This is a genomic window from Corynebacterium glaucum (genome assembly GCF_002287505.1).
GTDB classification, from domain to species: domain Bacteria; phylum Actinomycetota; class Actinomycetes; order Mycobacteriales; family Mycobacteriaceae; genus Corynebacterium; species Corynebacterium glaucum.
The window spans coordinates 851,270-866,073 of sequence record NZ_CP019688.1 but is presented as its reverse complement, the minus strand read 5'-3'; the positions used below and the strand labels follow the sequence as shown (position 1 = coordinate 866,073).

The window sequence follows — 14,804 nt, the reverse complement described above, 5'->3', positions numbered from 1 at the left end:
AGGCCAGACACTCGTTCTCCAACTTTTGTAGGGGGTAAAACGTTAACGCCGCCTTATCTTAGTACGATCAGTGGAAAATCCATCCTTCGATTCCGCCACCGATTTCTCTTCGAGGTTGTCCGATAGTGTCCCGCCGCCCGCCTAAGCCAACTCCGCCGCAGCCGCGCCAGCGCGCCCGCTACGGCTCCAGCACCGGGTCACCAAACGCGGAGGGCTCTGCTGGGAAGGGCGTGAGCGGTAAGGTCATTGCAATTTTCGCGGTGGCCATGGTGCTTCTCGTCGTCGTTATGGCCGGCCAAGCATTCATCAGGGCCCAGTCGCGCCCGGTGACAGCGGAGTTCATCACGCAGGAGCGTGTCGACGACTCCACCGCACGCCTTTGGATCGAGGTGGACCGCAAAGACACCACGGTCGACGCCTACTGCGTCGTATTTGCCGTCGATTATGAGCATGCGGAGGTCGGCCGCCGCGAAGTGTTCATCCCCGCGGGAGGCGAAAAACTGCAAAGCGTCGCCGTTGATCTGCCCACCCGTGCACCGGTGTCCTCGGGCCGAATCTACGGATGCTCGCAAGACGTGCCGTTCTATATGGATACGGCCAACTCTTACCTTGGCGCTCGCTAGGCCGCTCGATAGGCGCAGATAGCCTGGGGGTTCCTGCCTGGGAGCACTGCGGCTATGTTAGGATTTCGGCTTGACAACCTGACGATGCCCAGCTCGCCGACGGCGTGCGGGCTCGTTTGACGTATGAGGGAAGGTTTGAAAGACCCCATGGCTGAGACCCAGCAGCAGTACATCACCCCCGAGATGAAAGCGAAGCTGGAGTCCGAGCTCCAGCAGCTCATCGACAACCGCCCGGTCATCGCTGCCGAAATCAACGAGCGCCGCGAAGAGGGCGACCTGAAGGAAAACGCCGGCTACGATGCCGCCCGCGAGCAGCAGGATCAGGAAGAGGCTCGCATCAAGCAGATCTCCGAGCTCCTCGCTAACTCCACAACCGAGCGTTCCGGCGTCATCGAGGGTGTGGCTCACGTGGGAAGCGTGGTGCACGTGTACTACGACGGCGACGAGAACGACAAGGAAACCTTCCTGATCGGTACTCGCGCCGCCTCGACCGGCAACAAGGATCTGGAGACCTACTCCGAGAACTCTCCGCTCGGTGCTGCAGTTGTTGGTGCGGCTGAAGGCGAGACCCGTTCCTACACCGCCCCGAACGGCCGCGAGATTTCGGTGACGATTATCTCCGCAGAGCCTTATGATTCGGATAAGGCTTCCACGCCGCGCGCAAAGTAGCGCACAGTTCCCCAAAATCAAGACGACATTTTAAGGACTACCCGTGACCTCCACCTCCGCACGTAAAGTCGCCGCTGGAGTTGCAGCCGTCGCCGCACTGGCCATCGCCGCTTGCTCCCCTCCGCACGAGAACCCCTCTGCCTCTGGCAAGGTTGATACCGCAACAAGTCAGAACCCGGATTCTTTGGCTGGATCCGACCTCGCGGGTGAGACTTCTGCGGCATCCGTGACCAACGTGACTGCAGCTGAATCCGTGCGCGAGTCGGCGGGTGCAAGCTCCACCGCTGCAGCAGGTGAGCTTCCGAGGTTCAACAACTGCGATATCACGGGTGTTGAGCGCCCGATTAGCCTGAACCTTGATTGCAAGGGCAACAAGGATCGCCTTGAGGACATCGTGTGGGACGAGTGGACCGCCACCGGCGCTACCGGTACCGCGACTCGCATCACGGTTGATCCGGAGCGCGTGATGGAGGGGTCCACCGTTACCCTCGGCGGCCCGCAGGTTGTTGATGGCGAGCTGGTGTTCACCACCATCACTGTCGACGGCAAGCCGGAGAACCCGGAGTCCGGCATCTAGCCATATGCCGAGTAGAACGGGCTCAAACAAGGTTTGGATCCTTGCTTGAGCCCGTTTTCCTTGCAACCTTTCTAACGTGCTGGCGGTGCAACTTCCGAGCGGCGTCCGCTCGTCCACGGGTCAACCTACCGGCGCCGCAATACTGCCACGGCGACTGCGATAGCTGCCAACAACACCACGATGCCGATGCCAATTGCGGCGGTCAACATGCCTCGTGAGCCGGAACCCCCGTCACCCGTCTCAGGAGTATCCGACTCTTCCGACTCGGCTTGGGTGGTTTCCGATTCTGTAGCCTCGGGCTCCTCGGAGCTCCTCGTACTTGGCGGCGTATCACTGGGCTCCGGGCCGTCCTCGTCGGTAGGACGCCATTCCGGACCATTAGTGGTCTGCCCGTCTACGGCGAAAGCGATCTCGAAGGGCTGCTCAACGCCCATGAGTTCCTCGCCCTCACCTTGGTCCATAGCAAGGCCCACATAGTAGTAACCGGCATTGGCAATCTGCTTGCCGGTGGATCCATCCTCACGATTGCGAAAGTTAACCGTGTCTCCCGCAACCGCGCCTTCAGCTGTATAACTCGTGGCAAAGAGGGCGAGATCCGTGTCTAACGTCGCGCGGAACGGCGAATAAAGATTCGCGTTCAACGATTCGCCTGTTTCTCGTTCAGCTACCCCCGTCCGGTAGTTGATGACTGGCCGTTGGCCGTATTCGACCGGAATTTTGTAGAAGCGGTATTCACCTGGAACGATCGCGTCTTTGTATGCCCCCGGCTCCACCTCAACTGCGTTGGCAAAACTAGAGCCCCCGTGGATCTCCTGTGCGCCATTAAAATCGAGCTGGTCCTCGCTATCCATCGGCTGTTCAGGTGCAGCAAAATCTGCAACTTCTGCTTCGTCGGGGATCGGCTCGAAGTTGATCACCACTTCGACATCGACTGCTTCTTCCCCCGATCCCTGAGGCCCATAGGTCAGCTCACTCGCACCGTAGGTGAGAAAGATCTCATCTGCTACCGTCCAGTGCGGTTCACAACCTCGCTCCTCGCGAACCGGCTCGATTCGTCGGACGTATGCTTCGGGGGTGTTGTCCGCGTTCCCCCGCGACCTCCCCCCGTCGCCGGACCAAACGCCACCGGCCACTCCGCCGCAAGATTCATTGGCGTTAATGAGCTCGGTTCTTCCCACCTCAACATCGACATCGCGAGCCCATCCAGAGGTGGAACGCTTGGGGATTACAGCGGTTGAAATGATCGCATTGTGGTTTTTGGGAATAGCGATCTTAAAGTAGCGCTGCTCCACCGCGTCCTTTGGGTTCTCTCGAACTTTGGCGGTCACTGTTGTGCGGTACCGCCCCTCCCCCAGCCACTTGGCATTCTCCGGGGTGTCGGAATACTCGAACTCCGTACCGGCAGTCTTGTACAAGCTGGCATCACGCTGCGCGAGAAATTTCAACGAATCAGCTAAGGATCCAGCGTCGTCCGCCTCCATAAAGATGCCACCAGCAGCATCGGCAATGCACTCGAGCTCTTTGCGTGCTTCCTCGTCCGTCTTGAAACCAACCGTATGGATTGTCAGATCGATTCCTTCATTGGCCAGCTCCTTCGCCACTTCGCATACCGGCGGTGGAGCACAAGTGTCAATACCGTCGGACACCAAGATGATCGTGCGCTCACCCTCGTTGCCAAGCTCTTTCGCTGCAGCCCTCAACGCGTTGCCGATCGGCGTATACCCACTCGGCGTCATCTCGTCAATCTTTGTGATCATCGCTTGCTTATCCAATTCGCCCACCGGCACCAGCGTCTCGATGTCGCGACATCCGCGCTCACGATTGTCTGGCGCACTCGACTCTCTCATCCCGTACGCCAATAGCCCCAGGTTCGCGGTCTCTGGCAAGGAGTTCACAAGATCACGGGAGGCTTGCTTGGCCGCATCCATGCGAGTTCCACCATCGACATCCGCATCCGCCATCGACCCTGACGCATCGATCACCAGCGCAGCCTTATTTTCTACGGTCGCCTCGCTCGCGGAGGCGTTTCTGGGTGGTGTGGATAGAGAAGAACTCGTGGCAGAAGCGCTGCTGTCATGCTGCGCTCTTGCATCACCCGGGGCAAAGATGCCCCACACAACTACAAGCGCCAGAACAAGAAGCGCCGAAGAGAAACCTACTGAGAATCTGCGCGTCATTTCCATGATCCTTAGAGAGCCAGTAACTAGGCCGGTGCTCTAGGCGATCATATTCATTAATTGTCATCTACGCCACACTGACGGCGACGCTTTGGACGCACCGAGCGTCTCTCGAGAGGGGCGACACTTCTACCTTTTTCACTGTTTCACCGAGACCCCTACAAAAGAGAAAAGGCTGATCGAAAGTACGATCAGCCTTTTCTAGAAGTCGACGGGGTGTCCCACCTCAATTAGATCGCTCGGCCATGCATCTTCTCAAAGTCGATACCGTGGCCCTGGCCGGAAAGGAAGAGTGTGGTGGAATCGAGCTGGTAGAGCTGCGGGTTGGAGCGCAGGATCAACTTCAGGTCGTCCGCATCCTTCTGGGTGCCTGGCTCGCAGGCCAACTTGGTTTCCGCTAGGTCGCTGATGCGGAGGGCACCAGTGTTGTCGATCTGGTAGTTGGCGGTACCCGTGTTGCAGCCGTCGTTGTAACTCAACAACCCGTTCTCCCGGAAGTCGACCGTGATCTCGTGATTGTTCTTGACTCGCAGCGTGGAGTCCAGTGCTGACCCGAGCCGCTCACCCTCCAGCTGATCACTTTCCTCGGGGATGGGGCGGATCAGATCCGAGCCAACTGGGGCATCGGGGGCCGGTGCAGGGCTTCCCCCGCGGTCGCGGAAGAGATCTGAGCTCATCTGCACAAACTGGTCGATGCTGGAGGTGGCAGGTCGCTCCTGAGCCTCGGCTGCACCGACTCCGAGCACGCCACCCGCAAGGGCTACGACTGCGGTCGCTATGGACAGTTTCCTTAAAGACTTGGCTGAAGTAACCATGTGCCGGATGTTACTGATTGGGATCGCTGCCACAAGGGGCTCGAAATGACGCTCATCAACCTTCAATCCAATTTTGATCCAGTTTGACGCTCTTCGTCAGGTCAAGGTTCCTCCATTTACAAACGCAGAGGCAGGCTCTGAAAATTACAAAAGCCCGGCCGGCGAAACGCCGACCGGGCACAAGGTTTGCTCGTAGCTCTGAGCTGAACAATGCGGAGCGTTAATCTGCCACAGTACTTAGCGGTCAGCGAAGTACGACAGCAGGCGCAGGATCTCGGTGTAGAGCCAGACCAGGGTCACTGCCAGGCCAAGCGCAACACCCCATGCAGCGCGTTCCGGTGCACCGGTGCGCACCAGCTTGTCCGCCATGTCGAAGTCCTGCAGAAACGCCAGTGCGGCGAGGACCACGCACACCACACCGAAGATGATGGACAGGGTACCGCCGTCGCGCAGCGGAGACATACCGGTGAAAATAGCGAGCAGGAAATTGCCCAGCGCCATGATTAGGACACCGAAGATCGCGCCGGTGAGGACGCGGTTGAAGCGGTTGGTCACCTGGATCGCGCCGGTGCGGTAGACGAAGAGCATGCCGATGAACACGCCGATCGTGCCGATGATCGCCTGGCCGATGAGTGCGCCACCGTCAGCACCTGCAACGGTGAACCGGCCAGCAATCATGAAGGAGAAGCCGCCGAGGAACAATCCCTCGAAGACTGCGTACACCAGGGTGATGACCGGCGAGCCGAACTTCGACCCGAAAGAGTGCACCAGCACGGTGATGAACGAACCGATTGCACCGACGATGGTCAGAATCGACGCGAGCGGTTGGAGCCCCGCAGCCCACAGGAAGAACGACGCCACCGCAGCTACGATGATGACGGCGAGCGTGATGCCGGTCTTGGCAGTCACGTCCGCCACGGTCATCGGGCGCTGCTGCTCGCCCATCTGCGGCATCTGAGGCGCCCCTGCGCCATAGCCGTCTTGGTAGCCGTAGCCCTGCTGCTGGTAGCCATAGCCGTTCTGGCTCTGCGCACCAGGCAAGTTTGTTAACACAGGGTTGTTGCTGCTCACGTACCCCAGTCCTTTCAGATTCTCTTGATACTTCAAGTTTTAAGACGCTCACGAATATATCTGGAAACGACATATCGCGTGAGTTGCCCCACTCGTCAAAACTCAGGTTTTTCAAAGACAACTCATCAACTTTAACGTCACCAGCGGTGTTTTAGTTCCCGCGTCGTTCGCCGGGTTGTGCGCGGTGCGTAGATTGGTGCCCATGCGGTGGTTGTCGGAGTTCGCCTCGCGGGTGAAGCGTGGGCCTCGCCTCGGCGGCGATGCGATCCTCGAGCACATCACCGCGCTCACTGGCGCCGAAGATCCCTTCGTGTTTCATTACGACGAGCTCGAAGTCCTGGCCTACCACGTGGAAACTCCGCTCCCACACACCCTGTACGTCACGTTTGGCCTCTCCCGGGTGCGCACCGCAGTGCCCGCCGCGGGAACGCAAACTGAACTCACACTGCGTACCCCGGCCGATACCCCGGTGCCGTATGAATGGCCAGCACGCCAACTCGCGACAATGGTGCGCAACGTCCGCCGCTCCGGCTATGAGATTGCTCCGGGCCACCACATGCGCATGCGCTCCCCCGTCACCGACGACGCCGTAATTGAGGCGTTCACCTTTGTCACGGATCCGGTCCTCGGTGTCATCGACCCGCCTACCGGCATCGTGCGCTTCACCTACGCGGTGGGGCTCACCGCACGCGAACTCGAAGCCGCGCTCGCTTGGGATCCGCTGCGATTCACCGGGGTACTTGGCGACGTCGTCCCGCTCGGGATTAGCGACCCGGCGCGCGACGACATCTTGAATGACATTCACGCGCGTGGGCGGGTGGAGCGAGGAATGCGTGATGAGGGATCGTCGATAAGCGCAGTGCACGCGAAACTGCTGAGTGTTGATGCGACCGGCCGCATCGACATGGATGCGCGAGCGGCGCAGGCGCTGATTCGCGCGGCGCGCTACCGGCTGCCCCACGGACACTCGTTCGCACTGGTAAGCGAGAGTGCCTGGGTGTTCTTGCACCCGGAGGGATCATTTGAAGCCGATGCGGAACACATCCAACTGGCCGCCACGAAGTCGCTGATACATGAGCTCAACGCCACCTTAGACACCGCCCCCGGGGTGTACCGATTTTCGTCTGCGCCGGTGACAATTCATGTCGTGGATGAGCGAACCTAACTAGGTTGGATAGACGTGATTGAATTTTCGCGGGTCTCGAAACGCTACCCCGGCTCGCAGACCCCGGCCGTTGCAGACTTTTCCCACACCATTGAAGAAGGCGCCACCACTGTCTTCGTCGGCCCATCTGGATGCGGCAAGACAACGCTGCTGCGCATGGTCAACCGCATGGTGGAGCCAACCGAGGGCACGGTGCACGTACGAGGTGTCGACGTGAAAGATGTCGACCCGGTACAGCTACGCCGCAGCATCGGCTACGTCATGCAGCACTCAGGGCTGATGCCGCATCGCACGGTGACGGAAAACATCGCCGACATCGCGCGCCTTGGCGGCGCCTCAAAGCGCGAGGCCCGCGCCCGCGCCGCGGAGCTGCTGGAACTGGTCAATCTCGACCCCGTTCTGGGCACGCGCTACCCTGCCGAGCTTTCCGGCGGACAGGCGCAGCGCGTCGGTGTTGCCCGCGGGCTTGTCGCTGACCCGGACATTTTGATCATGGACGAACCGTTCGGCGCTGTCGACCCCGTCGTGCGGCGCAACCTGCAGCAGGAAATTTTGGCGCTACGTGAACGGATCCACACCACAATTCTCATGGTCACGCACGATATCGACGAGGCGTTTCTGTTGGGCACCGAGGTGGTGCTCCTCGGGCCTCAAGCCCGCATCGAACAAGCAGGCGCCCCCGAGGCGATCGTGGCGCATCCTGCCAACGACGCGGTGCGCGATTTCATCGGGATGGATTCGCGCAGCCTGACCGTCCGCGAACGCGACGGGGAACGCCTGGTGGTCGACGCCATGGGCAACATCAAGGGTGTGCTGCGGTGAACTGGCACTGGCTGAGCGCGAACTCCGGTCGCATCGCCGAGCTCACATGGATGCACCTCAAGATTGCGCTGCCGGCGATCGTGCTGGCGTTTCTCATCGCTGTGCCACTGGGTTGGGCCGCGCACCGCTTCCCCGCCGCACGAGAGGCGGTGGTGGTTGCAACCGGACTCATCTTCGTGGTGCCCTCGCTAGCCATGTTCATTTTGATGCCCTTGGTGCTGGGCACGTCCATCCTCTCCCCGCTCAACGTGGTGGTTGCGCTCACGCTCTACGGCATCGCGCTCATGGTGCGCGCCGCCGCCGACGCCTTCGACGCTGTCCCGTCCGCGGTGCGGCAATCGGCAACCGCCGCGGGCTACGCGCCAGCGCGCCGGGTGTTCGCCGTCGATCTGCCGCTCGCGGGACCGGGCTTGCTCTCCGGCATCCGGGTGGTCGCTGCATCCACCATCAGTCTGGTGTCCGTGGGTGCGCTCATCGGCGTCCCGTCGCTGGGCACGCTCTTCACCGAGGGCTTCCAGCGCAGCTTCCCCACCCAAATCATGGCAGGAATCATCGGCACCATCCTCCTCGCAATCATTATCGACGTCGCGTTGGTACTGCTCGGCCGAGTAGCCATGCCATGGGCAAGCCGGGTGGGCTAATGCAATTCCTCCTCCAGGCCTTCGAATACCTCACCGCGGCCGAGCACTGGTCCGGCCCAAGCGGGTTTCCCGCACGCATCGCACAGCACCTCGGCTACACCGTGCTCGCGGTCATCCTGGCAGCGCTGGTTGCAGTGCCAGTCGGCGTCGCCGTCGGCCATAGCCGCAAGGGGGCGAGCGCAGTGCTCGCGGTCGCCGGCGCCATGCGCGCGTTGCCGACACTCGGCATGCTCACGTTTTTCGCTGTCACCCTCCCGCGCGGGGTCACCGTACCGCTCATCCCCGCCACGCTCACGCTCGTCCTGCTTGCGTCTGCACCTCTGGTCGCCGGCATCGTCGCCGGCTTCGACAGCGTCGAGCGCGACGTTGTGCTCTCCGCCCGCGCCGCAGGCTACAGCGAGACCCAGATCCTCACCCGCGTCGAGCTTCCCCTGGCCGCTCCGACGATTGTCGGCGGCCTGCGCTCCTGCGTGGTGCAAGTCCTCGCCACAGCGACAGTGGTCGCCTTCATTGGTCTCGGGGGGTTGGGGCGATTGCTTATCGACGGCCTCGCGGTACAGGACTATCCCCGCATGATCGCAGGAGCAGTCGTGGTGATCGCACTGGCGCTTGCCGTTGACCTCCTCCTCGCCGCAGTGCAACGAGCGGTGCGCCCTACCGGTGTTGGGCGGTTGCCAGGTTCACCGCCTCAAGCCTGATTCTGTCTACAGTCGATGTGTATGACTGCACGCATCACCAAAACCGCATCCGTCCTCGCCATCGCCACGCTCACCTTGGCGTCATGCGCGAACGAAGACCCGACGGCCACCACAACCGCCCCGGGCACCGGCACGGAAGGCGCACAGGGCACGGTGAAGATCGGCACCGCGAACTTCCCCGAGTCTGAGATCATCGGCCAAATCTGGGCTGAGGCGCTGCGCGACGCAGGTTTCGACGTGGAGGTTACCTCCGGCATCGGCTCGCGCGAGGTCTACATCACCGCGCTGGAAGAAGGCTCGATCAACCTCGTGCCGGAGTACTCCGGCAACCTCACCCAGTACTTCGGTGACCTGCCGGCCGGCGCCGACGAAGACGCCGTTCGCGACGCCCTCAAATCTGCGCTCCCCGAGGAGCTAGAAGCAGGCGACTTCGCCCCCGGCGAATCCAAGGACGCCTACCGCGTGACCAAAGAAACGGCCGAGAAGTTCAACCTGGTCACCATCGGGGACCTGGACAACCTCGACACCATCACCATCGCAGCGCCCCCGGAGTTCACGGAGCGCCCCTACGGCCCAGAGGGCCTGACCGGCGTCTACGGCATCGACGCTTCCAAAATCACCGTCACGCCGATCTCCGATGGCGGTGGGCCGCTCACCGTAGCCGCTCTATTGGAAGGCAAGGCGGACGCCGCAAACATCTACACCACCTCGCCTGCCCTCAACGACGACGGTGAAGAAGCGGATCTGGTGACCCTGGAGGATCCGGAAAACCTCATTCCGCCGCAAAACATCCTTCCGCTCTACCGCGCGGGCGAGCTGCCGGACGGCGCGCTCGACGTGATCAACTCCGTCAACGCAACGCTGACCACGGAAGATCTAGTCTCGATGAACCTGCGCAACGTGGGCAAGGAACGCGCAGAACCCGCGCAGATCGCAAAAGAGTACGTCGCCGACCGCAAGTAGGCCCCGGCGCCACCATGACCCGCCCAATTATCGTCTGGTTCCGCGACGATCTGCGCCTGACCGACAACACCGCACTGCACTGGGCCGCCGAACGCGGCCCAGTGGTCGGGCTCACCGTCGACGAAACGGTAGGTCGGCCGCTCGGTGCGGCTGCGCGCTGGTGGAGGCGCCACAGTGAGGCGTCGATAAGCGAAAAGCTCCCCTTGATCCGAGCAAAGGGTGACCCGCGAGAGGTAGTCCCCCGCATCGCGCAGGCGCTGGGCGCGGAGGTGACCTGGAATCGCCGCTACCACCTCACCGACGTCGACGCGGCCGTGAAAGAGCGCATTGGGGCGACCTCGCACCCCGGTTTCCTGCTCACCGAGCCGTGGGAAGTGGTCACGGGATCAGGCACCCCATTCAAGGTCTTCACCCCCTTCTACAAAGCGGTTCAGGCATTGCTTATCGACGCTCCCCCGCACCCGCTCGAAGCCCCGCAGTTCGAGTCCGCCGACGTGGATGTCGCTGCGCTGTCGGACGCGGACTCGGTCGAGGAACCGGCGTGGAGTCAGACCTTGGCAGCGCACAACACCCCCGGCGAGGACGCGGCGTTGGCACGGTTCCACGAGTTCCTCGAGCGCCTGCGCGACGGCGGGAGCTACGACAACAACGACCTTGCTGGCGGAATGACGTCTGGTCTGAGCCCGCACTTAAGGTTCGGCGAACTCTCGCCCGGGTACGTGTGGGCCGAAACTGCCGCGCTTGCCGACGAGTACACGGCAGCGGCACCCCACGCGTGGGCGTTCCTGCGGCAGGTGGTGTGGCGCGAGTTTGCCTGGCACCGGTATTACCACGTGCCGAAGATGGAGACCCGCAACGTGCGGGGCCAATTCGACCACTTTGACTGGGCGTGGACCGAACGCGCTGTGCCGAGTTCGGACGAGCACGCGTTTGCTCACCAGGCGATGGATCCTGAGACGGAGCACCTCGACGAGCTTGCGCAGTGGCAGCGCGGAGAAACGGGTGTGCCATTGGTGGATGCCGGGATGCGCGAGTTGTGGGCGACGGGTGCGATGCACAACCGGGTGCGCATGGTGGCGGGCTCGTGGCTGACCAAGAACTTGGGCATCCATTGGCGCCACGGCGAGGAATGGTTCTGGGACACCCTGGTAGATGCAGACGTGGCGTCCAACCCTTTCAACTGGCAGTGGGTCGCCGGCTCCGGTGATGACGCAGCGCCGTACTTCCGCGTGTTCAACCCGGAGCTGCAGCGCGAGAAGTTCGATCCGAACGGCGCCTACGTGAGTAAATGGGTGCCGGAGGCGTTGACGCCGATGTACCCGGAGCCGATGGTGGAAATCAAAGAATCGCGCAAGCGGGCGCTCGCGGCATACGACGATATGAAGGCCGCCACCGAGTCGTGATTCCTACTGTCGCCGTTGTTGTTCCCTGTTTGAACGACGCCGCGCTTCTCGAGCGCTGCCTGCACAGCTTCGCCGCCCAATCCAGCCTGCCTGAGTTCGTGATCGTGGTGGACAACGGCTCAACGGACAACAGCGCGCAGGTTGTTGCTACCGACTTCGGCGCGCAGGTGGTTAGAGAGCCTCGCCGCGTCGATTACTTGCACGATTGCAAAAATAAGGGAATGCTAAGTGGCAATGTTTACTGCACAACAGGCCCCACATGGCGCCTAACCCAGTAGCGTCGTATCTTTCGCGCTACGACGACATGTGTGACCACGCCGCCGCGCAGGTCATCGCCCGCTACTCCACCAGTTTCTCCCTGGCCACCCGCTTTCTCGGCCCCGGCCTCAAGCGCGACATCCGCAACCTCTACGCTATGGTGCGCATTGCCGACGAGATCGTAGACGGCACCGCCGCTGAAGCCAGCACTGACCCAGCTACGCTTCTCGACGCCTACGAGGCCCAGGTCCGCAGCGCGCCCGAGATCCGCTTCCACACCGACCCCGTCATCCACGCCTACGCCCAGAGCGCACGGCGCTGCGGTTTCCGCGATGAGCTCGTGCAGGCTTTCTTCGCCTCAATGCGCCGCGACCTAAAGCAGACCACGTACACCGACACGGAGTTCTCTGACTACGTCTACGGCTCCGCAGAGGTCATCGGCCTGTTGTGCCTGAGCGCTTTCCTCGTTGACTACCCAATCACCGCTGCTGATCGAGAAGAGTTGGAGTGCGGTGCTCGCGCACTGGGCTCAGCATTCCAAAAGATCAACTTTCTGCGCGACTTCGGCGAAGACTTCGGCACGCTCGGCCGCAACTACTTCCCGCAGTTCAAGGGGCATTCGCTTGACGACGGCACCTTGCGCGCCCTCATCGCCGACATCCGCAGCGAGCTCGACCACGCAAAGTCCACGATCCCCCTCCTACCCACCTCGGCACGCCCGGCGGTTGCCGCGGCCGAGGCGCTGTTTCGCGAGCTGACCGACATGGTCGCCGCCACGCCCGCGAGCGAGCTCGCGCACACCCGCATCAGCGTGCCCAACCGGCGCAAACTCTTCATAACCGCACGCGCTGTCGCCCGTTCCAGGCGCCCCGTGAAGAAACCCCCGCTGCAGAAACGAGACCGAACATGACCAGCTTCACCCACATACCAAGACATGCGATCGTGATCGGCGCTGGTGTCGCCGGCTTATCCACGGCGGCACTGTTGGGCCGCGACGGATACCAGGTCACCGTGGTCGAGCGCCTCGACTCACTCGGTGGACGCTCGGGTGAAGAAGCAGTAGACGGTTTCCGCTTTGATACCGGCCCCTCGTGGTACCTCATGCCAGACGCCTTCGACCACTTCTTCGCGCTGTTCGGCAAACTCACCGAAGACATGCTCGACCTGGTTGAACTGCAACCCGCGTACCGTCTCTTCCCGGAAGGTCACGAACCGATTGACGTGCATTCGGGCCGCAACAACGCCGAGGCGTTGTTCGAGTCGACCGAGCCCGGGGCGGGAGCCGCCCTCCACGATTACTTGGATTCAGCCGCCGAGACGTATGACATGGCGCTTGAGAGGTTCTTGTATACGAACTTCGATTCGCTTGCAGGGTTCGTCGATAAGCGAATGCTCCCTCGCTACGGTGACCTGGCGAAATTCTTGACTGTTCCGCTCGACCGCTTTGTGGCCAAGCGGTTCAAAGACACGAGGCTGCGGCAGATGCTGACGTATCCGGCGGTGTTTTTGTCCTCGCACCCGCGCCGCACGCCGTCGATGTACCATTTGATGAGCCACACGGATTTGGTGCAGGGTGTGCAGTATCCGCAGGGTGGGTTCACTGCGGTGGTGGATGCGCTGCACACGCTGGCGGTCGAGCACGGCACCCAGGTGCGGTTGGGCGCGGAGGTTGCTGCGATTACGTACGAAAGACGAGAAGCGACCGGAGTTCGACTGATCGGAGGCGAGGAGCTGCGCGCGGATGTCGTGGTGTCGTGCGCGGACCTGCACCACACAGAGACGCGGCTGCTGCCAAAGAAGTTGCGCACCTACGACGAGTCTTATTTCGCGCCGCGCGACCCGGGGCTGGGCACGGTGCTGGTGATGCTGGGTGTTAAGGGCAAGCTCGAGCAGCTCGAGCACCACAACCTTTTGTTCAGCGAGGCGTGGGAGGCGGACTTCGATGCAGTATTCGACGGTCCGGTGTCGGCGCGACCGCTCGGTGCGTCGCATTCGATCTACGTGTCGATGCCGTCTGCAACGGATCCTTCGACTGCGCCTGAGGGCTGCGAGAACCTGTTTCTGCTGGTGCCTGTGCCTGCGAACGAGGATTTGGGGCACGGCGACATGTACCGCGAGGCAAGCTCGGAAGCTGTTTCGCGGATTGCCGATGCTGCCGTGGATCAGCTCGCGTCTTGGTGCGAGATTCCGGATCTGCGTGAGCGCATTGTTGTGCAAAGAACGCTCGGACCCGCGGATTTTGCCGAGCGCTACCACGCGTGGCGCGGCGGATCGATCGGACCGGCGCACACTTTGCGCCAGTCGGCGTTCTTCCGCGGATCGAATGCGTCGAAAAAGCTTGACGGGCTGTACTACGCCGGTGCAACGACGCTGCCGGGCGTGGGCGTACCGATGTGCTTGATCTCTGCCGAAAATGTGGTGAAGCGGCTACGCGGGGATCGCTCACCGAGCGCGCTCCAGGCGCCGCTGGCCGGTCGGTCCCCCAACTCGAAGGCGTAACCGACACGCGTCCTTTGCGATCCTCCCCTGAACGCGTCTTCGTGCAGAAATGACAAAAGCCGACTCGGAGTACCAATCCTCGTACTCTTCGTCGGCTATCTGCCGGGGTTCGGCGACCAACCCAGGGTGCGTTCCATGAACCTACGGAGCGGGCTCACATCCCGACTATCAGGGTCTGCATTTGCATTTTGACTGGCCGCTCGAGGCGGGGTGTCATCCGCAGAGGATGACACTACCTTTTCATCTTTCCGATCGTCTTCGCTGTCAGCATCGGAACTGCCAGCATCGGGGCGGTCCCCGGAAGCCGCAAGGGCCTTGTCCTCTTCGCCTTCCTGCTCACGCTTCGAATTGGAATCGGACCGGGAGACAGTGGCCACGTAGCCGGCCATGATGTCGGCTGCGGTGCTGTCACCGATACCACCG

15 protein-coding genes are annotated in these 14,804 nt (G+C 61.9%); 12 read left to right on the top strand and 3 right to left on the bottom strand.

All coding sequences use genetic code 11. The annotated features are described in order from the left end of the window. Positions 1-125: 125 nt before the first annotated feature. The 3 genes from CGLAU_RS04270 to CGLAU_RS04260 all read left to right on the top strand — a co-directional run bounded on the left by CGLAU_RS04270 (position 126) and on the right by CGLAU_RS04260 (position 1,869). Positions 126-623: a DUF4307 domain-containing protein gene (locus CGLAU_RS04270; protein ID WP_232507195.1), complete on the top strand. Its 498-nt coding sequence runs from the start codon at positions 126-128 to the stop codon at positions 621-623. Between the two features lie 147 nt (positions 624-770). Further along, positions 771-1,292: a transcription elongation factor GreA gene (gene greA / locus CGLAU_RS04265; protein ID WP_095659623.1), complete on the top strand. Its 522-nt coding sequence runs from the start codon at positions 771-773 to the stop codon at positions 1,290-1,292. Between the two features lie 43 nt (positions 1,293-1,335). Continuing rightward, positions 1,336-1,869, top strand: coding sequence for a hypothetical protein (locus CGLAU_RS04260; protein ID WP_095659622.1), 534 nt, complete (start codon positions 1,336-1,338; stop codon positions 1,867-1,869). A 125-nt stretch (positions 1,870-1,994) separates the two neighbouring features. Here the strand turns inward: CGLAU_RS04260 and CGLAU_RS04255 are convergent, their stop codons facing one another. From CGLAU_RS04255 to CGLAU_RS04245, 3 genes are all read right to left on the bottom strand, one after another. Next, positions 1,995-4,046: a vWA domain-containing protein gene (locus CGLAU_RS04255; RefSeq protein ID WP_157731261.1), complete on the bottom strand. Its 2,052-nt coding sequence runs from the start codon at positions 4,044-4,046 to the stop codon at positions 1,995-1,997. 230 nt (positions 4,047-4,276) lie between these two features. Beyond that, positions 4,277-4,861, bottom strand: coding sequence for an META domain-containing protein (locus CGLAU_RS04250; RefSeq protein WP_157731260.1), 585 nt, complete (start codon positions 4,859-4,861; stop codon positions 4,277-4,279). Between the two features lie 237 nt (positions 4,862-5,098). After that, complete coding sequence (locus CGLAU_RS04245) at positions 5,099-5,932, bottom strand: Bax inhibitor-1/YccA family protein (RefSeq protein ID WP_095659619.1); 834 nt, start codon at positions 5,930-5,932, stop codon at positions 5,099-5,101. Positions 5,933-6,134: 202 nt separating this feature from the next. Here CGLAU_RS04245 and CGLAU_RS04240 point away from each other — a divergent pair, with 202 nt between their 5' ends. From CGLAU_RS04240 to crtI, 9 genes are read left to right on the top strand one after another with little or no spacing between them, the layout of a single operon-like run. Next, the gene (locus CGLAU_RS04240; protein WP_095659618.1) at positions 6,135-7,097 is read left to right on the top strand and encodes a suppressor of fused domain protein; all 963 of its coding nucleotides are present in this window, start codon (positions 6,135-6,137) and stop codon (positions 7,095-7,097) included. Positions 7,098-7,112: 15 nt separating this feature from the next. Continuing rightward, positions 7,113-7,919 (top strand): ABC transporter ATP-binding protein, encoded by an 807-nt coding sequence (locus tag CGLAU_RS04235; protein ID WP_095659617.1) that lies wholly within the window; start codon positions 7,113-7,115, stop codon positions 7,917-7,919. Continuing rightward, entirely contained in the window at positions 7,916-8,560 is a 645-nt protein-coding gene (locus CGLAU_RS04230) for an ABC transporter permease (protein WP_095659616.1), read from the top strand. The genes CGLAU_RS04235 and CGLAU_RS04230 overlap by 4 nt, the downstream gene beginning before the upstream one ends. Further along, positions 8,560-9,258 carry an ABC transporter permease gene (locus tag CGLAU_RS04225; protein ID WP_095659615.1) on the top strand — a complete coding sequence of 233 codons (699 nt, stop codon included), beginning with the start codon at positions 8,560-8,562 and terminating at the stop codon, positions 9,256-9,258. Before CGLAU_RS04230 ends, CGLAU_RS04225 begins: the two co-directional genes overlap by 1 nt. 21 nt (positions 9,259-9,279) lie before the next feature. Beyond that, positions 9,280-10,221 carry an ABC transporter substrate-binding protein gene (locus CGLAU_RS04220; RefSeq protein WP_095659614.1) on the top strand — a complete coding sequence of 314 codons (942 nt, stop codon included), beginning with the start codon at positions 9,280-9,282 and terminating at the stop codon, positions 10,219-10,221. Positions 10,222-10,235: 14 nt separating this feature from the next. Then, entirely contained in the window at positions 10,236-11,624 is a 1,389-nt protein-coding gene (locus CGLAU_RS04215; protein ID WP_095659613.1) for a cryptochrome/photolyase family protein, read from the top strand. Continuing rightward, positions 11,621-11,902: a glycosyltransferase family 2 protein gene (locus CGLAU_RS12480; protein WP_269768553.1), complete on the top strand. Its 282-nt coding sequence runs from the start codon at positions 11,621-11,623 to the stop codon at positions 11,900-11,902. Before CGLAU_RS04215 ends, CGLAU_RS12480 begins: the two co-directional genes overlap by 4 nt. Next, the gene (locus tag CGLAU_RS04205) at positions 11,884-12,792 is read left to right on the top strand and encodes a phytoene/squalene synthase family protein (RefSeq protein ID WP_232507194.1); all 909 of its coding nucleotides are present in this window, start codon (positions 11,884-11,886) and stop codon (positions 12,790-12,792) included. The genes CGLAU_RS12480 and CGLAU_RS04205 overlap by 19 nt, the downstream gene beginning before the upstream one ends. Further along, complete coding sequence (gene crtI / locus CGLAU_RS04200; protein WP_095659611.1) at positions 12,789-14,381, top strand: phytoene desaturase family protein; 1,593 nt, start codon at positions 12,789-12,791, stop codon at positions 14,379-14,381. Before CGLAU_RS04205 ends, crtI begins: the two co-directional genes overlap by 4 nt. Positions 14,382-14,804 lie beyond the last annotated feature (423 nt).